The organism is Vogesella indigofera (genome assembly GCF_003633895.1).
Taxonomy (GTDB): domain Bacteria; phylum Pseudomonadota; class Gammaproteobacteria; order Burkholderiales; family Chromobacteriaceae; genus Vogesella; species Vogesella indigofera.
This window is the reverse complement of the sequence record NZ_RBID01000011.1, coordinates 462,308-484,043: the sequence shown is the minus strand read 5'-3', so window position 1 is coordinate 484,043 and position 21,736 is coordinate 462,308. Positions and strand designations below refer to the sequence as shown.

At 61.3% G+C, this 21,736-nt stretch carries 32 protein-coding genes; 22 read left to right on the top strand and 10 right to left on the bottom strand.

Annotation, left to right across the window (positions count from 1 at the left end; translation table 11 throughout):
• Nucleotides 1-10: 10 nt before the first annotated feature.
• From C8E02_RS04575 to C8E02_RS04555, 5 genes are read right to left on the bottom strand one after another with little or no spacing between them, the layout of a single operon-like run.
• Nucleotides 11-895, bottom strand: coding sequence for an NAD kinase (locus C8E02_RS04575; protein ID WP_120809824.1), 885 nt, complete (start codon nt 893-895; stop codon nt 11-13).
• Nucleotides 892-1,536, bottom strand: a complete 645-nt coding sequence (locus C8E02_RS04570) for a response regulator transcription factor (protein ID WP_047965343.1) — start codon at nt 1,534-1,536, stop codon at nt 892-894. The genes C8E02_RS04575 and C8E02_RS04570 overlap by 4 nt, the downstream gene beginning before the upstream one ends.
• Nucleotides 1,536-3,713, bottom strand: coding sequence for an ATP-binding protein (locus tag C8E02_RS04565; protein WP_170152102.1), 2,178 nt, complete (start codon nt 3,711-3,713; stop codon nt 1,536-1,538). The genes C8E02_RS04570 and C8E02_RS04565 overlap by 1 nt, the downstream gene beginning before the upstream one ends.
• A 17-nt stretch (nt 3,714-3,730) precedes the next feature.
• A complete protein-coding gene (msrA, locus tag C8E02_RS04560; protein WP_202902673.1) occupies nt 3,731-4,276 on the bottom strand; it encodes a peptide-methionine (S)-S-oxide reductase MsrA in 546 nt (181 codons plus the stop codon).
• A gap of 38 nt (nt 4,277-4,314) precedes the next feature.
• Complete coding sequence (locus tag C8E02_RS04555) at nt 4,315-5,256, bottom strand: nucleoside hydrolase (RefSeq protein WP_120809822.1); 942 nt, start codon at nt 5,254-5,256, stop codon at nt 4,315-4,317.
• 107 nt (nt 5,257-5,363) lie between these two features.
• On the opposite strand from C8E02_RS04555, the gene C8E02_RS04550 reads away from it, so the two are divergent.
• Nucleotides 5,364-6,317, top strand: a complete 954-nt coding sequence (locus C8E02_RS04550) for a tRNA dihydrouridine synthase (RefSeq protein ID WP_120809821.1) — start codon at nt 5,364-5,366, stop codon at nt 6,315-6,317.
• Nucleotides 6,318-6,954: 637 nt separating this feature from the next.
• Here C8E02_RS04550 and C8E02_RS04545 read toward each other — a convergent pair.
• Complete coding sequence (locus C8E02_RS04545; protein WP_120809820.1) at nt 6,955-7,284, bottom strand: hypothetical protein; 330 nt, start codon at nt 7,282-7,284, stop codon at nt 6,955-6,957.
• Between the two features lie 188 nt (nt 7,285-7,472).
• Here C8E02_RS04545 and C8E02_RS04540 point away from each other — a divergent pair, with 188 nt between their 5' ends.
• Genes C8E02_RS04540 through C8E02_RS04515 form a run of 6 tightly spaced genes read left to right on the top strand, consistent with a single transcriptional unit; the run spans nt 7,473 to nt 12,105 of the window.
• The gene (locus C8E02_RS04540) at nt 7,473-7,844 is read left to right on the top strand and encodes a hypothetical protein (protein ID WP_120809819.1); all 372 of its coding nucleotides are present in this window, start codon (nt 7,473-7,475) and stop codon (nt 7,842-7,844) included.
• Nucleotides 7,841-8,371, top strand: a complete 531-nt coding sequence (locus tag C8E02_RS04535) for a hypothetical protein (protein ID WP_211329154.1) — start codon at nt 7,841-7,843, stop codon at nt 8,369-8,371. Before C8E02_RS04540 ends, C8E02_RS04535 begins: the two co-directional genes overlap by 4 nt.
• Nucleotides 8,368-10,662 carry a replication endonuclease gene (locus C8E02_RS04530; protein WP_120809818.1) on the top strand — a complete coding sequence of 765 codons (2,295 nt, stop codon included), beginning with the start codon at nt 8,368-8,370 and terminating at the stop codon, nt 10,660-10,662. Before C8E02_RS04535 ends, C8E02_RS04530 begins: the two co-directional genes overlap by 4 nt.
• On the top strand, nt 10,641-10,916 hold the full coding sequence (locus C8E02_RS04525) for a hypothetical protein (protein WP_147424436.1): 276 nt from the start codon (nt 10,641-10,643) through the stop codon (nt 10,914-10,916). Before C8E02_RS04530 ends, C8E02_RS04525 begins: the two co-directional genes overlap by 22 nt.
• Nucleotides 10,913-11,455 (top strand): hypothetical protein, encoded by a 543-nt coding sequence (locus C8E02_RS04520; RefSeq protein WP_120809816.1) that lies wholly within the window; start codon nt 10,913-10,915, stop codon nt 11,453-11,455. Before C8E02_RS04525 ends, C8E02_RS04520 begins: the two co-directional genes overlap by 4 nt.
• Complete coding sequence (locus C8E02_RS04515; protein WP_147424435.1) at nt 11,455-12,105, top strand: hypothetical protein; 651 nt, start codon at nt 11,455-11,457, stop codon at nt 12,103-12,105. Before C8E02_RS04520 ends, C8E02_RS04515 begins: the two co-directional genes overlap by 1 nt.
• Nucleotides 12,106-12,107: 2 nt before the next feature.
• On the opposite strand, the gene C8E02_RS04510 is transcribed toward C8E02_RS04515, so the two are convergent.
• Nucleotides 12,108-12,503 carry a hypothetical protein gene (locus C8E02_RS04510; protein WP_120809814.1) on the bottom strand — a complete coding sequence of 132 codons (396 nt, stop codon included), beginning with the start codon at nt 12,501-12,503 and terminating at the stop codon, nt 12,108-12,110.
• 30 nt (nt 12,504-12,533) lie between these two features.
• Between C8E02_RS04510 and C8E02_RS04505 the strand changes: the two genes are divergently transcribed.
• From C8E02_RS04505 to C8E02_RS17355, 14 genes are read left to right on the top strand one after another with little or no spacing between them, the layout of a single operon-like run.
• On the top strand, nt 12,534-12,779 hold the full coding sequence (locus C8E02_RS04505; protein ID WP_120809813.1) for a hypothetical protein: 246 nt from the start codon (nt 12,534-12,536) through the stop codon (nt 12,777-12,779).
• A 36-nt stretch (nt 12,780-12,815) separates the two neighbouring features.
• Nucleotides 12,816-13,646, top strand: coding sequence for a major capsid protein P2 (locus C8E02_RS04500; protein WP_120809812.1), 831 nt, complete (start codon nt 12,816-12,818; stop codon nt 13,644-13,646).
• A 9-nt stretch (nt 13,647-13,655) separates the two neighbouring features.
• Nucleotides 13,656-13,973 (top strand): hypothetical protein, encoded by a 318-nt coding sequence (locus C8E02_RS04495; protein ID WP_120809811.1) that lies wholly within the window; start codon nt 13,656-13,658, stop codon nt 13,971-13,973.
• Nucleotides 13,974-13,989: 16 nt separating this feature from the next.
• Nucleotides 13,990-14,205, top strand: a complete 216-nt coding sequence (locus C8E02_RS04490) for a hypothetical protein (protein ID WP_147424433.1) — start codon at nt 13,990-13,992, stop codon at nt 14,203-14,205.
• Nucleotides 14,206-14,643, top strand: coding sequence for a hypothetical protein (locus C8E02_RS04485; protein ID WP_047965331.1), 438 nt, complete (start codon nt 14,206-14,208; stop codon nt 14,641-14,643). It begins immediately after the preceding gene.
• Nucleotides 14,643-15,206: a hypothetical protein gene (locus tag C8E02_RS04480; RefSeq protein ID WP_120809809.1), complete on the top strand. Its 564-nt coding sequence runs from the start codon at nt 14,643-14,645 to the stop codon at nt 15,204-15,206. The genes C8E02_RS04485 and C8E02_RS04480 overlap by 1 nt, the downstream gene beginning before the upstream one ends.
• On the top strand, nt 15,203-15,712 hold the full coding sequence (locus C8E02_RS04475) for a phage tail protein (protein ID WP_053068006.1): 510 nt from the start codon (nt 15,203-15,205) through the stop codon (nt 15,710-15,712). Before C8E02_RS04480 ends, C8E02_RS04475 begins: the two co-directional genes overlap by 4 nt.
• 11 nt (nt 15,713-15,723) lie before the next feature.
• Nucleotides 15,724-15,990: a hypothetical protein gene (locus C8E02_RS04470; RefSeq protein ID WP_120809808.1), complete on the top strand. Its 267-nt coding sequence runs from the start codon at nt 15,724-15,726 to the stop codon at nt 15,988-15,990.
• Nucleotides 15,990-16,523, top strand: a complete 534-nt coding sequence (locus C8E02_RS04465) for a transglycosylase SLT domain-containing protein (protein WP_120809807.1) — start codon at nt 15,990-15,992, stop codon at nt 16,521-16,523. Before C8E02_RS04470 ends, C8E02_RS04465 begins: the two co-directional genes overlap by 1 nt.
• Before the next feature lie 27 nt (nt 16,524-16,550).
• Nucleotides 16,551-16,910, top strand: coding sequence for a hypothetical protein (locus C8E02_RS04460; RefSeq protein ID WP_047965334.1), 360 nt, complete (start codon nt 16,551-16,553; stop codon nt 16,908-16,910).
• Nucleotides 16,910-17,374, top strand: a complete 465-nt coding sequence (locus C8E02_RS04455) for a hypothetical protein (protein WP_120809806.1) — start codon at nt 16,910-16,912, stop codon at nt 17,372-17,374. Before C8E02_RS04460 ends, C8E02_RS04455 begins: the two co-directional genes overlap by 1 nt.
• A complete protein-coding gene (locus C8E02_RS17155) occupies nt 17,371-17,577 on the top strand; it encodes a hypothetical protein (RefSeq protein ID WP_147424432.1) in 207 nt (68 codons plus the stop codon). Before C8E02_RS04455 ends, C8E02_RS17155 begins: the two co-directional genes overlap by 4 nt.
• Nucleotides 17,574-17,765 carry a hypothetical protein gene (locus tag C8E02_RS04450; RefSeq protein WP_120809805.1) on the top strand — a complete coding sequence of 64 codons (192 nt, stop codon included), beginning with the start codon at nt 17,574-17,576 and terminating at the stop codon, nt 17,763-17,765. The genes C8E02_RS17155 and C8E02_RS04450 overlap by 4 nt, the downstream gene beginning before the upstream one ends.
• Before the next feature lie 13 nt (nt 17,766-17,778).
• Nucleotides 17,779-17,934 carry a hypothetical protein gene (locus C8E02_RS17355; RefSeq protein WP_170152101.1) on the top strand — a complete coding sequence of 52 codons (156 nt, stop codon included), beginning with the start codon at nt 17,779-17,781 and terminating at the stop codon, nt 17,932-17,934.
• 17 nt (nt 17,935-17,951) lie between these two features.
• On the opposite strand, the gene C8E02_RS04445 is transcribed toward C8E02_RS17355, so the two are convergent.
• The gene (locus C8E02_RS04445; RefSeq protein ID WP_120809804.1) at nt 17,952-18,515 is read right to left on the bottom strand and encodes a helix-turn-helix domain-containing protein; all 564 of its coding nucleotides are present in this window, start codon (nt 18,513-18,515) and stop codon (nt 17,952-17,954) included.
• 253 nt (nt 18,516-18,768) lie between these two features.
• Between C8E02_RS04445 and C8E02_RS04440 the strand changes: the two genes are divergently transcribed.
• Entirely contained in the window at nt 18,769-19,182 is a 414-nt protein-coding gene (locus C8E02_RS04440) for a hypothetical protein (protein ID WP_120809803.1), read from the top strand.
• Here the strand turns inward: C8E02_RS04440 and C8E02_RS04435 are convergent.
• Together C8E02_RS04435 and C8E02_RS04430 are read right to left on the bottom strand one after the other, a co-directional pair.
• The gene (locus C8E02_RS04435) at nt 19,179-19,613 is read right to left on the bottom strand and encodes a hypothetical protein (RefSeq protein WP_120809802.1); all 435 of its coding nucleotides are present in this window, start codon (nt 19,611-19,613) and stop codon (nt 19,179-19,181) included. The two genes, C8E02_RS04440 and C8E02_RS04435, sit on opposite strands and share 4 nt — an antisense overlap.
• 517 nt (nt 19,614-20,130) lie before the next feature.
• Entirely contained in the window at nt 20,131-21,708 is a 1,578-nt protein-coding gene (locus C8E02_RS04430; protein ID WP_245961064.1) for a DNA recombination protein RmuC, read from the bottom strand.
• Nucleotides 21,709-21,736: the final 28 nt, after the last annotated feature.

Sequence of the window (21,736 nt, the reverse complement as noted above, 5' to 3'; positions counted from 1 at the left end):
TTGTGATTTCTCAGAGCAGACGCTCGCCCCAGTGAAGCTTGTGGCGCAGCATGTCGTAGTAGTTGTAGCCAATCGGGTGCAGGATTTTCAGCGTGTTACGGTAGCTGCGCACGATGACCCGGTCCATTTCCATCAGGTCGCAGTGCGACTGGCCATCAAAGTGCACGCGCGTGTCCAGCCCGCGCGTGAGCATGAAGGCCACCTCGCAGTTGTCGCTGACCGCGATCGGCCGGTTGCTCAGCGACTGCGGGCAGATCGGCACCAGCGCCATCGCACGCAGGGTCGGATGCAAAATCGGCCCGCCGGAGGCCAGCGAGTAGGCGGTGGAGCCGGTCGGGGTGCTGATGATCAGGCCGTCGGAGCGCTGGCTGTAGACAAACTGGTTGTCGACGAACACTTCAAACTCGATCATCGAGCCGAGGGCGCCGCGGCTGATCACCACGTCGTTGAGCGCCAGCGCGCTGGTGATCTCCGCCTCTTCGCGGATCACCGACGCCTGCAGCAGGATGCGCTCTTCCGGCACGAACTGGCCTTCCAGGATCTGGTCGATGGCGGCCAGCATTTCATGTAGCGGAATGTCGGTCATGAAGCCGAGCCGCCCCTGGTTGATGCCGACCAGCGGCACGCGGTAGGCGGCCAGCACGCGAGCGATCGACAGCATGGTGCCATCACCGCCGAGCACGATCACCAGATCGGCAAGCTTGCCCAGGTCATCGCGTTCGACCGCAGGGTAGGCCGGCGTGTTGTCGTCCGCCGGCGGCATGCTTTCCGCGTCGATCAGCACCCGCACGCCGCGCTGGGTCAGGTGCGCAGCCAGGGTGAGCAGCGATTCGATGATGTGCGGTTTGCTGTGTCGGGCAACCAGGCCGATCACACTGAACAGGTTCTTGGTCATGATGGATGCGTGATGCTTTCGTTGCCGGTAATCGGCAAGGCTTTCAGGTAGAAGCGGATCAACTCCGCCAGCGAATTGACGCCCAGCTTGTTGAACAGGTTGGCGCGGTGCGCCTCGATGGTGCGCGGCGAGACGTCCAGTTCCTTGGCGATTTCCTTGCTGGACAGGCCGTCGGCCACCAGCCGCAGGATCACCATTTCGCGCTCGGTGACTTTTTCCAGCTGCTGCTTGACCTCGGCGGTTTCTGCCTCGTGCTGCTGCAGCTGGATGCTGTTGCGGATCGCCTTGCGCAGGCTTTCCAGCAGCCGGTTGCGGTCGATCGGCTTGGTGATGAAATCGACCGCCCCGCCACGGAAGGCGCGGGTGCATTGTTCCAGGTCGCCGTGGCCGGTAATGAAGATGATCGGCAGCTTGTTTTCCTTGATGCTGAGGATGTCCTGCAGCGCGAGGCCATTGATGTCCGGCATGCGGATATCCAGCACCAGACAGCCGATATCGCCCGGCGCGTAGGCCTGCAAGAAGGACGTGGCGCTGTCGAAGGTCAGCACGTGCAAGCCCTGGGTGCCGATGAGGATGGCGAGCGCGTCGCGCACCCCCGGATCGTCATCAACCACGTACACGGACGGTGTCATCGATGCCATTATTGCTGCTCCTCTTTTGCGTCGGGATGGCTGTTTTTGAGTACCGGCACGGTCAGCGAAAACTCCGCGCCGCCGGTCTCCAGATTGCGGGCGGCCAGGCGGCCACCGATGCTTTCGATAATGGTCTGGCTGATGGTCAGTCCCAGTCCCATGCCCTCGCTCTTTGAACTGTAAAACGGGTCAAATACGTGCGGCAGGATATTTTCCGGTATGCCGGTGCCGTTGTCACGGATTCCCAGCCGGATGTGGCGGCCGCGGCGTTCGCTATAGGCAAAGATCCGCATCGGTTCGTCGCTGCGGTTTTTCTCGGTCATGGCATCGACGGCATTCTTGATCAGGTTGATGATCACCTGTTCCAGCTGGATGCTGTCCGCCATCACCTGCGGCAAGCCTTCCGCCAGATCGGTGGTGACGATCACCTCGCGCGCGGCCAGCTCGTTCTTGGTCAGGTCCAGCGCGCTGCGCAACGCGTCGTTGATGTTCAGCGGCGCCACTTCCGGCTGCTTGCGGCTGGCCAGCTCGCGCAGGCGGCGGATGATCTGGCCGGCACGATTGGCCTGACGCACCGAGGAGACCAGCGAAATGCGCAGCAATACCGGGTCCGGATTGGCGTCGTCCATCATCGCCAGACAGGCTTCGTTGTAACTCATGATCGCCGACAGCGGCTGGTTGATTTCGTGCGCCACGCCGGACGACATTTCGCCCAGCGTATTGATGCGGGCGACACGTGCCAGCTCGTCCTGATGCTTCTTCAGCTGCATCTCGCTGGCTTTCAGCGCGGCGACCATGTCCTGGCGCAGCTTGCCGACATGGCGAAAGCTGAGCAGGTAGCGCACCGCAACGTTGGCCGCATCGTTCAGCGGAATGAACTCGCCCTCGATCTCGCACTCCTGGCCGTGGGCGTCGATCAGGATGCTGCCCGGCGGCAGCATCGCCCGCACTTTTTTCTCGATCAGCCGCGGCAACACATGGACGCGACGCTGGTTGCGCGGATAGCAGATGCCGAAGTCGACGCCATCCAGCAACTTGCCCTGCAAGGCGGCATCGCCGGTCAGCGCCATGGCGCGGGCATTGGCGTACAGCACCTGGTTGCGCGCCGACAGCAGCAGCACGGCTTCGTCCATCGCCTGCAACGCGATATGTTCCAGCGCGGCCAGCGGCTGCGGCGCGGCAACAGGCGGCAAGGCCGGTTCCCCCGCAGGGGCAGGGGAACGGAACAGCCGGCGGGACAGCATGCCGCTACCCAGCAAGGCGCCGCCAAACAGCAACCAGGGCAACCATCCCGCAGCCGGCAGGCTCAGCTGCAGCACATAGGGCAGCGCCGGATCCGGCACCAGCAGGGTTTGTCGCAGCGTTTGCAGTGCCGAGAACGGTACGCCCGCCGCGGGCACGCTGGCCAGTTGCGGCATGTCCGGCGCGGCACTGATCGACAACTGCAGCGGGCTGTTTTCCGGCAGTGGCAGCAGCTGGCGGAGGTCGACAAAGACCACCGCCACGCCGCTCACCTGGCTCAGCCGTTCCGCCGTGGTATCCGGCAGCACACCGCCGGTGTAGGCGGCCCTGACGAAGGCCAGTCCCGGCGCGCCGTCGCGATAGGTAAACGGTTTGCTGGCCTGTATTTCGCCACTGCTGATGGCGGTCTTGATCGCGGCCGCGAAAAAGCGGTCGGCGGCCAGATCCAGTCCTTGCAGGTATTCAAGACGGCCGCCGGGACGATCCGGAGACAGGTTGGTCAGCGGAATATAGTGGCTGCGTGCGGGGGCAGGGAACCAGGCGCTGCTTTCCGTCCAGGTGTCGCTGCTCTGGTCGCGATACTCGCGGATCAGGAACAGCGCGCGGCGACGATAGCTCTGCTGCACTTCGAAGGCATCGCGACTGCCGGTATCAATCTTGTGCTGGAAGCCGGCGGCCACCACGAAAGCGGGCAGTTCCGCGTTGAGGGCTTGCGGGCCGGCAGCGTCCGTCGGTGTCAGCTGCTGCAGCAGTAGGGCGGTGTAATCCAGCTGCCGACGCAGCAGCGTCTGGTTCAGTTGCAGGGCCTGATCAAATGTTTGCTGGCGATAGCCGGCCAGCTGTGCCGCCAGTGCGTAGCACAACAGCAGGCAAAGCGCCCAGAACAGCCACTTCGCCCCCCCGTGTTGTCGTACCGCCTGCAAAAACGTTTTTGTTGTGATCAAGTCCGGACTTTCAATGGCTAATCGGCCAGGCCGCGCTGTTGCAGCGTGTCCAGCACCTGTTCGCCCTTCATCACCTTGCCGGCAACGACGGCGCGGCAATAGGGCGCATAAGGATTCAGCTCATAATAACGGTGATGCTCGGTTTCGGCAGGGTAAAAGGTGGCGGCCGGTTGCGACTGCGTCACGATTTGCGCGCCGGGCGGCAAGGTTGGCCGCAGCTCGTCCATGATGCGCGCCAGCGCGGCTTCCTGCTCCGGAAAGTGCCAGAACACCGCCGAGCGGTATTGTGTGCCGACATCGTGGCCTTGCCGGTTCGGCGTTGTCGGGTCGTGGGTGGCGAAAAAAAGCCGCAGCAGGTTTTCATAGCTGACGACTTCGTCATCAAACTCGATTTCGATCGCCTCGGCATGGCCGGTGCGGCCACTGCACACCTGCTCGTAGCCGGGATTGGCGACCGCTCCACCGGTATAACCCGGCGTCACCGACTTGACGCCCGGCACCTGGCGGAAAACCGCCTCGGTGCACCAGAAGCAGCCACCGGCGAATGTTGCCTTGTTCAACATGATATAGCCCTCATTCCGGCATGACCCGTGTTGTCGTTTCAGGGGAGTGTAGATAAATTATCTGCCAGCAAGCGGAAAAAGCCATCACTATCAACAGTTGTAAGGTAATTTACATTTGCCGTTTTCCCGGTGACCCCCCACCAGTCCACCGGCGTCGCGCCCAGCGTCAGCTCGCTGTTTTGCTCCACCGCCACATACACCTTGCGTCCGGAGAACAGCCCTGGTTGCAGTACATAGGCAATCACGGTCGGATCGTGCAGCGGCGCGCCGTTGGCGCCGTAACGCTGCACGTCGAAGCGCTCCAGCGTGGTCATGATGTCGGCCGCCAGATTGCCGGCGCGGTTGGGCAGGGCGCGCAGCAAGCCGATGCGCGCCGGCGACGCCGTCGCCTTGTGCGTGACATCCAGCGGCAGCATGGTAATGGCGGCACCGCAAGCCAGCACCGTGGCCGCCGCGTCCGGATCGACATAGATATTGAATTCCGCCGACGGCGTGATGTTGCCGCCTTCAAAGTAGGCACCACCCATCAGCACGATTTCCCGGATGCGGCCAACGATGTCCGGCGCCCGCACGATCGCCATCGCCAGGTTGGTCAATGGCCCCAGCATGCACAGCGTGACGCTGCCGGCCTCGCGCTCACGCAGGGTGCGGATGATGAAATCGACGGCGTGCTCTTGCTGCAACGGCATGGCCGGCTCATGCAGCGGCACGCCGTCCAGCCCGGTCTTGCCATGCACGTGTTCGGCGGTGACCAGCGGGCGCAGAAGAGGGCGCTCGCAGCCGGCATAGACCGGTACCTCCGGCCGGCCGGCCCACTCGCAGATGATGCGGGCATTTTTTGCCGTCAACTCCAGCGGCACATTACCTGCCACCACCGAAATTCCGACAACTTCGAGCTGGGCCGAGCCTAAAGCTGTCAAAATAGCGACCGCATCATCCTGGCCAGGATCGGTATCAATAATTATCGCGGTCTTGCTCATGATGAATGGCTTGCCTTCAATGCAAAGGCGCCAAGGTTTACCACGCCCCGTTTAAAAGTCAATAGTTGGCCGCAAGGCGGAGCTTTCTCAGTTCTGGTGAAAATAGTATGAAGATCGTATTGGCCCCGATGGAAGGGCTTGTAGATGACGTGATGCGGGATGTACTGACCGAGATTGGCGGCATCGACTGGTGTGTTACCGAATTCATTCGCGTCACCAACTCCTTGCTGCCGGTAAAGACTTTTCATCGTCTGGCCCCCGAACTGCTGCAGCAGTCAAAGACGCGCGCCGGCACACCGGTGCGGTTGCAACTGCTCGGCTCCGATCCGGCCTGCCTGGCCGATAACGCGGCAAGGGCGGCGGAACTGGGCGCGCCGGTCATCGACCTGAATTTTGGCTGTCCGGCGCCGACCGTTAACCGCCATCGCGGCGGCGCCGTGTTGCTCAAAGAACCGCAAACGCTCTACGAGATCGTTGCCGCCGTCCGCGCGGCGGTACCTGCCGACATCCCGGTCACCGCAAAAATGCGGCTAGGTTATGAAGATACCAGCCTGACGCTGGATTGCGCCCGTGCCATCAACGCCGCCGGCGCCGCGGAGCTGACCGTCCATGCCCGCACCAAGGTAGAAGGCTACAAACCGCCGGCCCACTGGGAATGGTTTGCCAGAATCAAGGACGTGATCGACATTCCGCTGATTGCCAATGGCGAAGTCTGGACCCTGGAGGATTACTGCAACATCCGCGCAGTCAGCCAGTGCGAAACCATCATGATCGGCCGCGGCCTGATTGCGGCTCCCGATTTTGCCAAGCGCATCAAGCACCTGCAGCAAACTGGCAGCCAGCTACCGCCAGAACCATGGGCGGAGGTGCTGGCGCATGTCGACAACCTGTTCATGCAATGTCAGCTGCGTGCCGGCGATAGCAGCTACGCCGTCAGCAGGGTCAAGCAATGGCTTAACCAGCTGAAACGCACCTATATCGAAGCCGGCGATTTCTTCAATGAAATCAGGTCAATACGCCAACCGGAACAGCTAAAAGCCAGACTAAACGCCGCCCGCTGAGCACTAGGTATTTTTACGAATAGTCATTACCCCGATGGTAGCCTTATCATTAATCATGCTTTCTGATATGGAATGGCGTTCCTCATCTGAAGCGTAACGGAGACCAAATCCGTGCTTCCAAAACCTCCTGCCATCGGTGACTGATGCTGGAGGTTCTTTTTTTGGCCGGCGTTTAGGCATTCAGGTACGAGCACGGGATTGCAAGCCGCAGCTACAGCTACGAACCACAACAATAGCTCCGACACGACATTCGGCGTGCGGCTCAACGTGTGGCTCAAATCGACTGGTTTTTTGATCTTGGCAAGCCTCTGCACAGGCAAATCGAGTCCACACGATCTGGATTTTTGTGTAAACGAATTTTTCTTTTAGGACGTGCTCACATCGTTGTTGTTCTGGCAATAAATGTGTCGAACAGAATTGATTGCAGCAGCCATGGAAAGCGAGAAAACCCAAGCCAGACGGGAATTTTGGCAGGATTTTTGCAAAAAGATCGGCCAATTGGCCGTAGCCGGTCTGGTGATCACGACGATGGCGTTTAGCCCGGTAAATACCGAGAAATCCCCCCAAGGGGTTTAGCCGTTCGTGTCGCATAATGTTTATTATTATGGTCAAATAAGCCGCATAAATGACACGTCAATTAGTCGTGTGACATAACGGCCAAATCTAGCTTTTTCCTAATCTTTTCATCAAGTTGCAGCCCGCCGATCTTCTCGTAAAGGTCAAGCCATAGCTTGCGCTCGTCCTCTGATTTCGAGCGTTCAAACTGTGCGCAAATATAGATGTATTCGGGGTCAATATTGAGCTGATCAGCTATCCGCTTAGTGCTTTTTATGCCTAGAAAACTTTTCCGGTTGACCAAACTTGACATTGTGCTGCGGTTTACCTGCAAAAGCTTTGCCACCCCGTAATCTGACTTAATGGAAGTGCATGATTTCAAGTAAGAAATCCAGTCGGTGGAAGTGAGCATTTCAAAAATCTCCGGTTTTCGTTAGGCGGATGTATAGCAAGGGTTTGGCAACTACGGAAGGTGTTTCAGGCTCGGACGTTCGATATAGCTGAACGCTAACATTGCGTCGCAAACCAGCGCCGCGCCTTGTCCTAAGCGTCTGACATCGCCCAACGGTTTGCGTTCCTAGACTGCTGAAGGTTCGCACCATGTCCACAGACCACCGCCTGGAATTCCTCGCAAAAGTGTCCGCACTGGCCGAGAAGTTCGCCATGTCACAGCCGGCACCATCGCGCCGCCTGCCTGATCTCGTATCCGTTGAATCACTCACCGCCCAGGTGCTGTCGCCCGCCCAGCTGGACGCTATCGCCCAGATTCAGGAGGGCGTGCGCATGATCGGCCAGCTGGAGCAGCGCATTAACGTGCTGGCGGTCGGCCACGAGCTGCCCGTCAGCCTGTTCCTGCCACAGTGCGGCCAGCTGTGGGCGGAGCTGGAAAACCGCCTGTTTGACAGCGGGGTGGCGGCGGCACGTCTGCACAACGGGGCGAAGGCGCCGGCAGGGCGGAGGGTGGCGGCGTGAGTGGTGTTGCCGTGCTTTTTGCCCGCGAAGACTCCGTCTACAAGCAGATGCGGGGCTGTGATGTGTACGACATCAAGCGGGACGCACGCACATGGAGTGGCGGCCGGCCCGTGGTGGCACACCCGCCTTGCCGTGCATGGGGACGGCTGCGCCAGTTCGCCAAGCCTCGCGATGACGAAAAGGCGCTGGCACTTTTTGCCGTAGCACAGGTTCGCAAGCATGGCGGCGTGCTGGAACATCCGGCCAACTCGACACTATGGGGTGCGGCAACACTTCCGGCACCTGGCGTTCGTGACCAGTACGGCGGATGGACGCTGCCGATTTATCAAGGCCATTTCGGCCACAGAGCACCAAAAGCGACATGGCTATACATCGTCGGCTGTGAGCCAAAGGACATTCCGGCATTGCCGTTTGTGCTGGGCCTGCCGGAAGGGCGCGTAGAACTGCTGTCCAGAGCAGCCCGTGAGCACACGCCTGAGCCGTTGGCCGCGTGGCTGGTTGAGCTGGCCGCTAGGTGTGCCAAATGATCGATGCCGCGCTGAACGAAAAACGCCGCCTCGCCTCGCTGCCGGTGGCGAAGTGGGTAGAGGAGCAGATCGGTATTCTGCCGCGCCGGATGGCACAGGACGTGCGCCGCGCCTACGGCCGCCGCGCCAAGGGTGACAGCGATGCACTGCGCGCGGCCAACCTTTGGCTGCTGCGTCTGGTGAAGGGCGTGCCGGCTGGCGTTGATCTGACCGCCTCCGATGCCGACCTGATCGAGAAGGCCGGCAAGCTGTCCGGCTTTGTCCAGCAGCAGCAATACCGCGGTCGCGATCTGGCGTGGCTGAATGCCTTCGCCGTCGCCAACGGTGCGCCGATGCCGGCCGGTGACGATGACGCGGCCAAGTGGGCGCGGATGTCGGACGCCGGTTGGTGGCGCCGCCAGCTGCGCCGCAGTCTGGCGGTGGCGTGCGAGACGCTGGCAATCGACATCGGCCACGTTCACAAGCGCGCCGGCCTGTACTGCAGCCACGACGCGATGCGCCGCCGCGCGGCACAGAAGCGCCGCAACAGGGCGCTGCTGCAGTCGATGGTGGCGGTCAACGAGCTGGGGCAGCAGTACACGCTGGAAGAGCTGTCGGCGGTGTCGACCTCGAACCCCGACATCCGCAAGGCGGAGCTGATGACACGCATCGTCGGCTTTGAGCTGATCGCCAAGGGCGTCGGCCACGCCGCCGAGTTCTACACGCTGACCTGCCCGTCAAAATTCCACGCCTTTATCAAGGTCGGCGAAAAAGCCGTCAAGCCGAATCCCAAGTACGACCCCGAGAACAAGCCGCGCGAGGCGCAGCAATACCTTTGCGGCGTCTGGTCACGCATTCGTGCCGAGCTGCACCGCAAGGACATCAAGATTTATGGCTTCCGCGTGGTGGAGCCGCACCACGACGGTACGCCGCACTGGCACATGCTGATGTTCATGGAGCAGCGCCACGTTGACACCGTGCGTGCGGTGATGCGCAAGCACGCCATGAAGATGGACGGCAACGAGCCAGGTGCAGAGAAGCACCGCTTCACAGTGAAGGCCATCGACTGGAGCGAGGGCAGCGCCGTCGGCTACATCTCCAAGTACATCTCCAAGAACGTCGATGGCCTGAAGACCACCGGCGATAGCGTCGGCGACGACCACGAGGCGGTGCCAGGCACCGACGCCAGCGAAACCGCTTGCCGCGTTGAGGGCTGGGCGGCGACGTGGCGTAGCCGCCAGTTTCAGCAGATCGGCGGGGCGCCGGTGATGATCTGGCGTGAGCTGCGCCGCTGGCAGGCCGGCGAGGTCGACGAGGCGGAGAAGCTGGGCGCCGCGCTGTGGCGTGAGCTGCGCGGCCTGCCTCCGGTGACCTCCGTGCTGGACGATGCGGTGGCGGCGGCGGATGCCGGCCACTGGAACACCTTCATCCGCCTGATGGGTGGGCCAACGGTGAAGCGGGCGGATTTACCGCTGACGCTGTGGAAGGTGGCGCACGCCGAAGCCCGTAACCGTTACGGGGAAGCACGTCCGGACGTGACAAAGGGCGTCATGGAATTTGAAACGGGCGCGGTAGCCATCAGCCGTGTGCATGAGTGGGTTTTACAGCGCAGCGGCGAAGCCGCAAGCCCTCGGAGTCCTGTCAATAACTGTACGGAATCGGCCGAGACCGCCGAATTCAAGCCGGAATTCAAGCCCGAGTGGCTGGAATGGCTGGACAGCATCAACAGCGGACAGCCGCTGAACATGCCGGAAGAGGTGCGCGAGGCGCTGGAAGAAAACTTCTTCCCCGACTGGTGCGGCGAGGACGAGTTGCCGTCGTGGGTGGGCGCGCACGATCAGCCCGCGCACCTGAAAGCAGACGCGGTGCCGCGCTATCGCGAGGCGGTGCAGCGCAAGACAGAAACACGCCGCGCCATTGATGACGCGGGCGGAGTGACTCAGTACATCCAGCAGGTGCAGGACGCGGCCACAATGGCGCGCCGCATCAGCTGGGCATTGGTAAAGGGGCGGCAGCACGTCGCCGGTTGGCATCAACAAGGCATAGCGGGGATAAAACCACATGAAGGAACTCGAAAAACTCAAGGCGGCAGCGCTGCTGCTGGAATCGTCGACCATGATCAACGCGCCACAGCGGGCGAAGGACTTCGCCAAGCAGGCGGTGACCATGATCGACTTCACCGTGCAACACCTGCTGGAAGTGTCGGACATGGTGGAAGCGCAAACCAAGGCCATCCGCCAGCTGCAGGACAAGGTGCAGGCGCTGGAAACCCAATCGAAAGGGCGCGTGCATGGCTAAAGGCGACCTGCTAGGGCAGATGGACTGCCCGCTGTGCGGCACCTCGTCCGACGTGAAAGAGGACAAGGCCGGCCGCCCGCTGCTGTTCTGCCGCCACGGCTGCAAGCTGCAGCTGTTCACCCGCACCGAGGCGCAAGCGGACGGAATGCGCCGCAAGCTGCGGCCGGCGGCGGCGCCCGCCACCACCGTGCCGGCAGCACCAGAGGCGGCACCCGCCGCACCGAAACCGAAAAGCATTTTCGAGCAACTGACAGGAATCCCAGCATGAGCACCAAAGACAAAATCGACACCACCCAGGACAACAACGAGCAGTTGGCCAACCGCGAGCTGGACGCGCTGGTGGCCGAGCAGGACGCCGCGCTGAACCCGCCGGCCGAGGCCGGCGAGGAGTTCCAGCCAGGTCAAGCGCCGGCGCCGGCCGACATGGGCAACGCGCAGTGCGTGGCGATGCTGCTGGATGTGGGCGTGGCGATGGGCAAGGTCTACTTTCCGTCGCTGGAACAGTCCGCATCGCCGGACAAGTGCCAGCAGGTGGCGGCCAGCGTCGGCGCGGTGCTGGACAAGTACGGGATGCAGGCCGGTGGCTGGCTGACGCAGTACGGCGCCGAGCTGGGCGCGCTGGTGACCTGCGCCACCTTCGGCGTTGGCGTGTACGCCGGCATCAAAGCCGACATCGCCGCACGGCAGGACGCCGAGCGCAAGCCCGTTACCGCGCCAGCCGCGCCCGTAACCGTTACCGAGCAGCCGCCAGCTGCTGACGACCCTGCGGCCAAACTGCCGACGTGGCAGCATGTGAAAGTAGCCTGATGCGTATCCGGGCATCGTTGGAAATCGAGCGCCAGAAGCCGCCCACCGCCGGCTGCGACAATCAGGCGCACATCGAGGCGGTGATGGGCGCATCCGGCAGCGGCAAGAGCCACTACGTCAAAAGCCAGGTCAAGCGCCTGAAGCCGAAACGGCTGGTGATATGGGACGCCCGCGAAGAGTATGGCGAACTGGCGACACCGACCAGCCGGCTTGCCGATGTGCTGGCCGGCCTGCGTAGCGGCAAGCGGGTGAAGCTGGCGTACCGGCCGAAGACGATGGATGAGAAGGCGCTGAAAGAGAAGTTCGCGGCGCTGTGCCAGCTGGTATTCGCTGCCGGCGACGTGCTGTTCATCGCCGAGGAGCTATCGGACGTGACCAGCCCCAGCCACGCGCCCGGTGCATGGCGGCAGATCAGCACCCAGGGGCGCCACCGTGGCCTGATGGTGTACGGCACCAGTCAGCGGCCGGCCAGCATCGATAAGCACTTCCTGGGCAACGCCACTCACGTCCGCACGCACCGGCTCAACTACCAGCCCGACCGGATCAATCTGGCGCAGTTCCTCGACCTGCCGCTGGCCGACATCACCGCGCTGACCGGTTACAGCTGGATTGCCCGCGACATGCGGGAGGGGGTGATCACAAAGGGGTGAAGCTACGTTGCTGTCCACTGCTCCAATTCGCAGTGCCGGTTGTACGGGATAACCGTGTTTTCACGAATCACCGCCGTTCTGACACGGCTACCGCTCTTCATGCCGGCAACAATCATCTGGTATGGCGTGCCGCTCATGCCCTCAAAGTAAACCCTGAAGATGATGGACTGCTCGGCGCCATATTTGTACTGCTGGTTCCACTGGTGACCGAGCAGGTCAACGCCACGGAATCGCGCGGTTTTGTGGTAGCAGGTGAGGCTTTGCATAGCAAAGTCGGCCAAGCTTCCGTTTAGCTCGGCCACTTGAACTTGACCAGGTGAACGGTACTGCTCAGCGGCATCGGGAATGAGCTGGGGATTCTGTGAGATAAGTTGCAGAAGCAATATTGCAGCGTCCATAAACTAGCCTTTGTCATTGGATGTGTGGTGATGAAACCACATCAAACCGCCTTCGGGCGGTTTTTTTTCGGCCAAATCCCCGTAACGGTTACGGGGAAGGGGGGATTGCCGCCCGTTGGACAACAGGAAACCATGAAGCCTCATCCCGTACACATAACGAAAGGGGCGCACATGCCTAACATCAAACAGGTTCTGACTCTGGCCGTTCCGGTCGCCATTCTGGTTGCCGTGATCTTCCGCGTTGCACCGGTTCGCAAAGTCGTTGTCGGCGGTTAACCGCTCACCGAACGCCAACCGTTAAGGAAACACGACATGTCCAAGTATCTCCAGAAGTGCAACCCGTTCTCCAACGTCGCGGCCAACGTGACCGCGACCGTTAACCTGATGACGGGCCCAGCGTACAAGCGCATCATCCTGCGCCTGACCGGCACCAGCTTCACCAAGGCGCACCTGCTGGACATCAAGGTGAAGGTGCAGGGCAAAACCATCATTCAGGCCACCGGCTCCGACCTCGACCTGATGAACAAATACCGCGGCATCAAAGACGATGCCAAGTTCCTGACCATCGACTTCTCCGAAATCCGCGCCCGCACCATCAACGGCGAAATGCTGGGTGCGCTGGATACCAGCAAAATCAACTCCTTCACGCTGGAAGTGAAGATCGGCGGCGCCACCGCGCCGGTGCTGGAAGCGTGGGCGGAGCTGGACGATTCGCAAGCCGGCAGCGTTGATCGTGGCGTCGAGTTCATCTGCGCCAAGCTGCAGCAGTATCCGGTGTCGGCGGCCACCGCCGGCAAGTTCGTGATCGACTCGCTGCCGAAGGGCACCAACGGCACCCTGATCAAGCGCATCCATGTGATCGGCCCGGGCGGCGCCAACATCGTCAGCGAAGCCACGCTGAAGCAAAACGGCCTCGTGGTGTTCGAATCGCCGGACGATCTGAACCGCTTCCGCCAGGGCGAATACGAGCGCGTGCCACAGGCCAGCATCTACACGCTGGATTTCATCGTCGAAGGCAACCAATCCAACATGCTCGACACGCGCGGCGCCGCCGTGCGCAACCTGCTGTTGGAATTGCTGCTGTCCAGCGCCGGCCAGATGTACCTCTACGTCGAATGCGTTGACGCCATCGGCAACCTGTAAGGGGGCTGCATGGATGAATACTTCGACGCTCACATCAACGCGCTGGCGGGGACAAAGACCATGGAACAAGGCGTAAGCGGTGGCGGCGGCCTGTTTGACGGCTGGGGCGGCGTGGCGCAGGACCTTCTTAGCTTCTACGCCAAGTCCCGTATCGACGCCGAGTACAACGCACCGACACGGCTGGCCGAGCGGCAGATGATGCTGCAGGCCGAGGACGGCAGCTTGTTCGGTGCCGGCACCGTCGATACCGGCCTGTCGCGTTTCATCGTGCCAGGCATCTTTGTCGCGGTGGGGCTGGTGGTGCTGGTCGTGGTGCTGAAGGACTGATATGGATCCGGCAACCATGATGATGATGAGTCAGGGCGCGGGGCAGGTGGCGCAAGCCGCCCGCGCACCTGATCAATCGCCGTTCGGCTCTGCCCGTTCGTCGGGAACGCTGGACGGCAGCAACTGGACGGTCAATTACGGCACCTACACCCAGCCGGAAAGCACCACCCGCGCGCTGATCATCGGCGCCGTGGTGCTGGCGGCGGTGTTGATCTGGAAGAAGGGGCGCTAAATGGGCTTGTTCTCGTTCGGCTCTGGCAACAGCTCCAGCAGCCACACCACCAACAACAACACCACCATCGATGGCCGGCAGGCCACCGGCGCCGGCGGCAGCGCCATCGCCAACTACGGCAGCGCGCCGATGAACGTCAGCATTCTGGACGGAGGCGCCATCGCCGGCGCACTCGACCTTGCCAAGACTGGCCGCGAGCTGGCGAACAAGGAGTTTGGCGAGGTGCTGAACGCCTCGAAATGGTTCTTTGAAAAAGCCACCGCAGAGACCACCAAGAACATGCAGGAAACGCTTTCGAGCGTCGGCGGCATCTACCAGCAGGCACGCGAAACCGAGCTGTCCAAGGACGTGCAGGGCAGCAAGCAGCTGCTGCAGGTGGTCGGCTTCATTGTCGTCGGCATGGTGGCGCTGGCCGCATTCAAGAAAGGGGGCGTGTGATGCAGACCATCAGTCAAATCCTGTTGGCGAATCAGCCGTGGGTGCTGAACGTGCCCAACAACTTCCTGCAGCTGGTGACCGCGCCGGCGGCGCTGGACATCCGCTTCATGAGCGGCGGCCGCGTGCAGTCCACCGCCGAAGCCGTGCTGGAAGGCTTCTACTGCAAGCTGGACGGTTTCGATCGCATCGAGCTGATCAGCCCGGTTGACCAGCTGGTCAAAATCATCCTGTCCGATGGCTCTGCCGGCTCCAACCGCATCGCCGGCGAAGTGTCGGCCACCGTGCGCGGCGCGGGAACCGTTCTGAACAAACCCATGATCACCGCCATCGGTGCCGCTGAAAAAGTGGTGTGCACCGCCCGCGCTGACCGCGTGGCCGTGCGGGTGCTGAATAGCGGCACCACCAACGTGGCGCTGATGGCGCCAGGTGGTAACTACGCCGACGCGGTGCTGGTGCTGGCACCCGGTGAAATGTGGCTGGAAGAAACCGCGCCAGCGGCGGCATGGGTTGCCATCAGTGACGCGGCCGGCGGCATCCTCAAGGTACAGGAGCTGATTCTGTGAGGCGCAGCGGCCGCTATAAACGAAAGACCGGCACCGCCGGCCTGATTAACGAATACGGAGACGATATGCAGCCCGGTGACATCGTACACAGCGCACGCACCACCGCGCCGGTTGGCTACCTGATCGCCAACGGTGCCGCCGTCAGTCGCGCCACCTACGGCAACCTGTTTGCCGCACTTGGCACCGCCTACGGCGCCGGTGACGGTGCGACCACCTTCAACCTGCCAGACCTGCGCGGCGAATTCATCCGTGGTGCAGATCAGGGGCGAGGGGTGGACGCGGGGCGGGTAGCGGGTAGCAGCCAGCTGGACGCGTTCCAAGGCCATACGTTCTCGCTGCCGTTGGGGGCGGATTCGCTGGGCGGATCAGGGGTGCAGAACTATCGGCCGATAGCGTCTGCAAATACATCGGGGGCACCTATTTCTGACGGTGTTAATGGTGCACCACGCACCGCCACCGAAACCCGCCCGCGCAACGTGGCACTGCTGCCGCTGATCAAATACTAAGGCCAGGACAAATGAGCAAAAAAATTCACCACTACCACCCAGTCACGAAAGAGCACATCGGCAGCAGCGAGGCGGAGGAAAGCCCGCTGGAGCCGGGTGTGTACCACGTCCCGGCCAACGCCACGCTGGACGCGCTGCCGGACTACGACAAGGCCACGCATGTGGCGCTGTACCGGCCGGAATACTACGTGACCGGCATCGCAAAAGAGCAGGGCGGCGCGTGGCATATCGTCGCGCTGGCTGAACCAACCACCGAAGAACAAGGGCAGGGCGCGTAATGAGCAGCTGGAACAGAACTGACATCAACATCGGTAAGGCGCAGAAGGATGCACCAGGTCAAGACATGCCAGTATTGGGCACGGGCCCGAAATGGGCACCGGCCGACAAGGGCTATCACGCCATGATCGCCAAGGCGGCCGAAAAGTACGGCGTGCCGGTCGATCTGGCCATCCGTCAGGCGGCGCAAGAATCGGCGCACTTTGACCCAGCGGTGATCAGCGGCCAACGCAAATCCGCCGCCGGCGCAACCGGCCTGTTCCAGTTCATGCCGGCCACTGCCGCAGGCTTCAAGTTGAACCCAACCGACCCTGTCGCGTCGGCAGACACCGCAATGCGTTACATGGCCTACCTGTACAAGCGCTTCGGCGACTGGAAAAAGGCGGTGTGGGCTTACAACTGGGGTGAGGGCAATCTGGCCAAGTACCTTCGCGGCGAAAAGTCGCTGCCAAAGGAAACTCGTCTGTATGGCCTGATTCTGGTTGATGGCATGACACCGACCCAAGCTAAAGCCACCGCGCCGAGCGTAAAATAGCCGCGTCATAACAGGGGGCAATAGGCAATGAATAGCGCACAAAAGGCAGTGGTGATCGTCGGTGTTGGCTTCGCGGCGCTGGTGCTGGCACAGGCGATGTTCCGCAGCGGCACCATGCCGATGTTTGATTGGGAGTGGAACAAGTCTGCGAATGAGCAGGACACCACCGACGATACAAATACAGGCATCCGTGCGGTTGGCGAAATGATCGGTGTCGATTGGCTGACGATCAACAAGCTCATGTCTGGCGACAACGAAATGTACGACCAAGCCGTGCGCAACGGTGGCACCGATGATGTGCCAGGCATCGTGACAAACCTTGGTGGGCCGGAAGGGCGGCCGTACACATGGCTGGACGGCGTGCCGTACCTGTTGAGTGGCCGCTGATGAACCTGACCCAACTGAAACGCATCCCGCTGCCGGTCTGGTACGGCGTCGCCGCGCTGGTTGGCGTCGGCGCTGCGTACTGGCTGGTCAAGAAGGCCACCGGCGCTGTCGGCGAGGCTGCGGCCAACGTTGCGGCCAACGTTGGCACCGCGCTGGACAACGGCGCCGCCGACATCACCAGTGAAAACAATCTGGCGTACCGCGCCGCCAATCAGGCCGGCCACTGGTTCTTTGGTCTGGACAAGCGCAACAACCTAGGCACCGCCATTTGGGAGCTGTTCCACGACGACCCGCCACTGAATCCGCCGGTGCTGAACCCGATAGCAGGGCACAACAAGATTGGCGACGTCTGGTACGGCTACGACCGCCAGAAAGCGCGGGAAGCGGCGCAAGCGGCGGCAAACAGCCAGATCGCCAAGGATGTCGCCACCTATGGCGGCGGCTACGGAGCACTCACGAAATGACACTATCACGCGAACAATGGCTGCTGCTGGCACTGATGGCCGCCGGCTGGCTGTACTACAGCAACCAAAGCACTGCGCCACTACCAGCGCCCGTAACCGGCGGCAACGGCGGTAGCACAGTTTCAACCGACAACACAACAGCGCCGAACTATGGCCTGCCAGGTTGGCAGGACTTGGGCAGCAAGTTTTTCACAGGGGAATGATGATGGGTAACTTCAAAAAATGGCTGCGTCGCTTGGCCGAGCCATCCAGCGCCGCCGGCGCTGCCGCAGTGCTGGGCAATGTGGCTGGTTTGGCCGCCGGCTCTATCTCTGCGGCGGTTGCCGTGCCGGCAATCTTCTTGGGCGCGCTGGCGGTTTTCCTGCCGGAAACCGCGAACAAAACTTTGTAAAACGGGGCGTCTGATGAATGAATTACTGCCAGTCCTGTTTACAGGAATTGTCTGCGGCCTCGTGACTTGGGGCGGCGTCCGTGCCGAACTGAAATACCTGCGGCGGGACGTAGACGACGCCCACCGCAAGATCGAGCAGCTCACGGCCGCAAAGGTGTGTCTGCAATGAGCAGCACGGCCAAGGCGTTACTGATCGCCGTAACAGCCACCGTCATTGGCGGCTTGATCGTTGAGCGATTCAAGAGTAAGCGGCTCGACTGGTAGTGAGTCATCGTTGGCCGCAAGCCGATCAGAGTAAGCCAAGCCCGCCAATGCGGGCTTTTTGCCTATGGTGCGCGCCACGATGTGCCGCATGACCGGCCATCGCTTGATGTCACTGGCCGTGATGCCTTCAGACCAATGCAGGCCAGGCGGAATCAGGTACGTCTGGCCGTTGATGCGGCCAACCGTGAAGCCGGCCAGGTCACCGAATGCCGCCGGCAGCGACAGCCCACGGCGCAGCCGTAGCAGCTCCAGCGCCATGAATGGCGGCTGAAACGTGCCGGCTTTCCAGCGCCGTATCGTGGCAGCGGAAACGTCCAGCATGGCGCAAAGTTCTGCTGGTGACATACCAAACGCCAGCACCTTGAACGTCTGGAAGCGCACGCGGCGCTCGTAGGCCGCGCGGTATTCGCTCTGTGACATGTCGGCCGTTGATTTCTGTGGCTTTTTCGTTGCGGTTTTCTGAGGCGTTTTAGACTTGTTTTTCATATAGAGCCATAGCTGAATGTAGGTTGCGGCATAAGTGGGTGGTCATGGTTTTTGAATCAAATTTACAGAAACAGCCAAAACCGGAAATAATTTATTTAGGCCGTTTTCGCACCACCTTGGTGCAACCTACATGTCGCATAATGTTTATTATGTCTAATAACTCACAGAGTCAAACGCTACCTGACCTCTCTTCTTCGCTCTTTTGTTCAATTATTTTGTCCGTGTCATTTTCGACACACTTGGAATGGGCAGAATGCGTAAAGAGTTCAAAATCTACTGCACCAGTGCAGACATCGGGCCGGATCGACTGATCCGGCTTTTTCATTTCGGCAAGTCCGAGGAAGCACTGGCGGCAGAACTTGGCGTGACCGTCAGCACCGTGCAGGCGTGGAAAGCTGGCAAAGTGCCGGTGCCAGTTGTGTGCGTGAAATACCTGGAGCTGCTGGACAGTAACGAGCAGGGCTCGCGGCTAGTCGTGCCGGCCGGCTACCAAGTCACCATCGACTATGCCGAGATCGAGCGACTGGCCGACTACCGCCGACTGTTCCACCTACGCACCATGCAAACCGACCTAATCGAGCGCCTGATGATCAAGCGTGACTTCTACCGCGACAACTGCCACCGGCAAGCCCGCTTTGGCCTGATGGTCAACAGCCTATTCGGCTAAGTGGCACGGCGATCCATGTACAGGCGATCAAGCGCCGAAACCACCGCTGCCGATCGGGAAAGCTTGGGGTCTTTGCGGATTTCGTAGTCAATCAACCGTTCGACCTTGGCGGCATCACCAAGGCAAGCGGTCAGCAGCTTGCGGTCACTCGGTGTGGCCTTGTAGTCAGGCGCGCTGCTGGCACCCTGCTCCGGCTTGCTAGCCGTCTTGGCCGGCTGCGGCTTGTTGAAACCCGCCTTGCTGACTCGCGGCCTACGCACGACAGGACGAATGACCGGACGTGCCTTATAGAAGGCCCGCGTCTTGCGCTGCCACCATTCCAGCGCCAGAAAACAAAGCCCTGCCAGTGCGGCAACCAGATTGTCCGCAGTAAGCGCGTGGACCGCGACAAAGACCAGCACAGCGCCGGCAAGACCGAAGATCTTGAACATGAAAGACTCCGAGGCCGGGCTTTGTTTTCTGGCGCTGGAATGGTGGCAGCGCATTGATGCGTGAAGCATCACCGGACGGCGCCATTCTGGCGACCCTGCGGCGATCAATACAAGATGAAACCATCACCAGCAACCGGCACATGGACAGGAGCCTTGTTTGTGCTCTGGAGGAACAATTCGATGACGTCGCGTACCATGCCATCGGCAGCACGACAAAATGAAAGAAGCCGACATTTCTGCCGGCTTCTGGGGGTGGTTGAATGGTACAACGTCGCTTTACTGCTACAACATAACTACCTTTCACTGCACCAGACACTAACGAAGGTGAGAGCGTTGCCGGCACGATGCCGGAGCTTTAACACGTACAACATCACGTTTACGGTTGGAGGAAAACGCTTTAACAAAGATCAGTGCAAACATCACATACATCAACAAGGTTATCAGCGATACCATCTAGCCCTCCTCCTTCCCAGTGTCTGACTTTTTTATAGTTCATCACCCGGTAATCGCCAAGAAATTATTCTGTCTCTTCCGCGACATCCGAATCGAGCAGCAGATGTGACGGCAAATGCTTGCTGGTTTTGGCGCCCAGCTTGCGCAGTTTTTCGGCGCGCCCCAGCAGATTGCCGCTACCGGTGCTGAGTTGCTTCATCGCGGTGCCGTAGCTGTCCTGCACGGTGCCAATCTGCTTGCCCAGCTTCTCCAGCGTGTCCACCAGCCCGGCCAGCTTGTCGAACATGGCGCCGGATTGTCTCGCGATTTCCTGTGCGTTCTGGTTCTGGTGTTCGTAACGCCAGATGCTGGCCACGGTACGCAGTGTCGCCAGCAAGGTGCTGGGACCGACGATCATGATGCGGCGCTCGAAGGCCTCGTTGAACAGGCCCATGTCGTGCTGCACCGCCAGCAAATAGGCCGGTTCCACCGGCACGAACATGAACACGAAGTCGAGGGTGTTGAGCTTGTACAGATCCTGGTAGCGCTTCTCGGACAGGCTGCGGATATGGGCCCGCAACGCGGCGATGTGCGCCTTCAGCTCGCTGTCGCGCACCGCTTCGTCGCTACTGGCGCTGTAACGCACGTAGGCGTTCAGCGACACCTTGGAGTCGATCACCAGCTGCTTGCCTTCCGGCAGGTCGATCACCACGTCCGGCTGGTAGCGCTTCAGACCGCCCTCTCCCGTTTCCACCGTGTCCGACACCTGCACACGGTATTCGCGGTCGCGGGTCAAGCCGGAGGTTTCCAGCACCCGCTCCAGGATCATCTCGCCCCAGTTACCCTGCGTCTTGTTGTTGCTGCCGGTCAGCGCCTGGGTCAGCGCCACTGCGTCGTGATTGAGACGGGTATTCAGCTCCTGCAGCCGGCGCAGCTCCTGCTCCAGCGTCAGCCGCTCCTTGGAATCCTTGTCATAGGTATCCTGCACCAGCTTGCCGAAATGCTGGATGCGTTCGCCCAGCGGGCCCAGCAACAGGCCGAGGTTTTCGCGATTCTGCTCGGTGAAGCGCTTGGACTTTTCTTCCAGAATGTCGGTAGCCAGCGCCTTGAACTGGTTGGACAGCGCCTCGCGCGCCTCCTGCAGCAGCTGCAGCTTTTCCGCCGACTGACGCTGTTCCTGTTGCAACAGGGTCAGCAGCTCCTGTTCGCGCGCGCCCAGCCGGGCCAGATCGTTTTGCTGCGCCTGCCACGCGGCGCGCAGCTGCTGCAGCTCCTGCTGCAGCAACGGCAGCTGCCTGCCCTGCTCTTCGCGTGCGGCCAACCTTTCGCCCTGCTCGCGCAGCTGCAGCTGTTGCTGTTGCAGCTGGCCTTCCAGCTCCGGCAGGCGCTGTGCGCGATTGGCGAGCACCGCCAGCTTTTGCTGCGCCTCGGACAACAGCTGGCGCAGGCTATCCAGCTGTTGCTGCTGCGCAGTCGTGCGTGCGTGGCTGTCGTCGAGTTGCCACTGCAAGGCTTCGCCCCGCGCCTGCGCCGCAGCCAGCTGCGCAGCCGTTTCGCCGAGCCCGCGCTGGTAGGCAGCCTCGGCACGGTGTTTGCCGACCAGCCAAGTGGCGGCGATACCGGCGCCGGCACCGGTCAGCAGCCCCATCAGTAGTTCGATCATGGTGTCCTCCGGATTGCGGCCAACCCTT

Excerpts from the sequence above, each read along its gene's own strand:
- C8E02_RS04545 (WP_120809820.1), bottom strand. The coding sequence starts at position 7,284 with ATGCTCACTTCCACCGACTGGATTTCTTACTTGAAATCATGCACTTCC.
- C8E02_RS04470 (WP_120809808.1), top strand. The coding sequence starts at position 15,724 with ATGAGCAAAAAAATTCACCACTACCACCCAGTCACGAAAGAGCACATC.
- C8E02_RS04550 (WP_120809821.1), top strand. The coding sequence starts at position 5,364 with ATGAAGATCGTATTGGCCCCGATGGAAGGGCTTGTAGATGACGTGATG.
- C8E02_RS17355 (WP_170152101.1), top strand. The coding sequence starts at position 17,779 with ATGAATGAATTACTGCCAGTCCTGTTTACAGGAATTGTCTGCGGCCTC.
- C8E02_RS04570 (WP_047965343.1), bottom strand. The coding sequence starts at position 1,536 with ATGGCATCGATGACACCGTCCGTGTACGTGGTTGATGACGATCCGGGG.
- C8E02_RS04515 (WP_147424435.1), top strand. The coding sequence starts at position 11,455 with ATGCGTATCCGGGCATCGTTGGAAATCGAGCGCCAGAAGCCGCCCACC.
- C8E02_RS04455 (WP_120809806.1), top strand. The coding sequence starts at position 16,910 with ATGAACCTGACCCAACTGAAACGCATCCCGCTGCCGGTCTGGTACGGC.
- C8E02_RS04490 (WP_147424433.1), top strand. The coding sequence starts at position 13,990 with ATGATGATGATGAGTCAGGGCGCGGGGCAGGTGGCGCAAGCCGCCCGC.
- C8E02_RS04520 (WP_120809816.1), top strand. The coding sequence starts at position 10,913 with ATGAGCACCAAAGACAAAATCGACACCACCCAGGACAACAACGAGCAG.
- C8E02_RS04540 (WP_120809819.1), top strand. The coding sequence starts at position 7,473 with ATGTCCACAGACCACCGCCTGGAATTCCTCGCAAAAGTGTCCGCACTG.
- C8E02_RS17155 (WP_147424432.1), top strand. The coding sequence starts at position 17,371 with ATGACACTATCACGCGAACAATGGCTGCTGCTGGCACTGATGGCCGCC.
- C8E02_RS04435 (WP_120809802.1), bottom strand. The coding sequence starts at position 19,613 with ATGTTCAAGATCTTCGGTCTTGCCGGCGCTGTGCTGGTCTTTGTCGCG.
- C8E02_RS04480 (WP_120809809.1), top strand. The coding sequence starts at position 14,643 with ATGCAGACCATCAGTCAAATCCTGTTGGCGAATCAGCCGTGGGTGCTG.
- C8E02_RS04575 (WP_120809824.1), bottom strand. The coding sequence starts at position 895 with ATGACCAAGAACCTGTTCAGTGTGATCGGCCTGGTTGCCCGACACAGC.
- C8E02_RS04465 (WP_120809807.1), top strand. The coding sequence starts at position 15,990 with ATGAGCAGCTGGAACAGAACTGACATCAACATCGGTAAGGCGCAGAAG.
- C8E02_RS04510 (WP_120809814.1), bottom strand. The coding sequence starts at position 12,503 with ATGGACGCTGCAATATTGCTTCTGCAACTTATCTCACAGAATCCCCAG.
- C8E02_RS04430 (WP_245961064.1), bottom strand. The coding sequence starts at position 21,708 with ATGATCGAACTACTGATGGGGCTGCTGACCGGTGCCGGCGCCGGTATC.
- C8E02_RS04445 (WP_120809804.1), bottom strand. The coding sequence starts at position 18,515 with ATGAAAAACAAGTCTAAAACGCCTCAGAAAACCGCAACGAAAAAGCCA.
- C8E02_RS04505 (WP_120809813.1), top strand. The coding sequence starts at position 12,534 with ATGAAACCACATCAAACCGCCTTCGGGCGGTTTTTTTTCGGCCAAATC.
- C8E02_RS04495 (WP_120809811.1), top strand. The coding sequence starts at position 13,656 with ATGGATGAATACTTCGACGCTCACATCAACGCGCTGGCGGGGACAAAG.
- C8E02_RS04460 (WP_047965334.1), top strand. The coding sequence starts at position 16,551 with ATGAATAGCGCACAAAAGGCAGTGGTGATCGTCGGTGTTGGCTTCGCG.
- C8E02_RS04555 (WP_120809822.1), bottom strand. The coding sequence starts at position 5,256 with ATGAGCAAGACCGCGATAATTATTGATACCGATCCTGGCCAGGATGAT.
- C8E02_RS04525 (WP_147424436.1), top strand. The coding sequence starts at position 10,641 with ATGGCTAAAGGCGACCTGCTAGGGCAGATGGACTGCCCGCTGTGCGGC.
- C8E02_RS04500 (WP_120809812.1), top strand. The coding sequence starts at position 12,816 with ATGTCCAAGTATCTCCAGAAGTGCAACCCGTTCTCCAACGTCGCGGCC.
- C8E02_RS04440 (WP_120809803.1), top strand. The coding sequence starts at position 18,769 with ATGCGTAAAGAGTTCAAAATCTACTGCACCAGTGCAGACATCGGGCCG.
- msrA (WP_202902673.1), bottom strand. The coding sequence starts at position 4,276 with ATGTTGAACAAGGCAACATTCGCCGGTGGCTGCTTCTGGTGCACCGAG.
- C8E02_RS04485 (WP_047965331.1), top strand. The coding sequence starts at position 14,206 with ATGGGCTTGTTCTCGTTCGGCTCTGGCAACAGCTCCAGCAGCCACACC.
- C8E02_RS04530 (WP_120809818.1), top strand. The coding sequence starts at position 8,368 with ATGATCGATGCCGCGCTGAACGAAAAACGCCGCCTCGCCTCGCTGCCG.
- C8E02_RS04450 (WP_120809805.1), top strand. The coding sequence starts at position 17,574 with ATGATGATGGGTAACTTCAAAAAATGGCTGCGTCGCTTGGCCGAGCCA.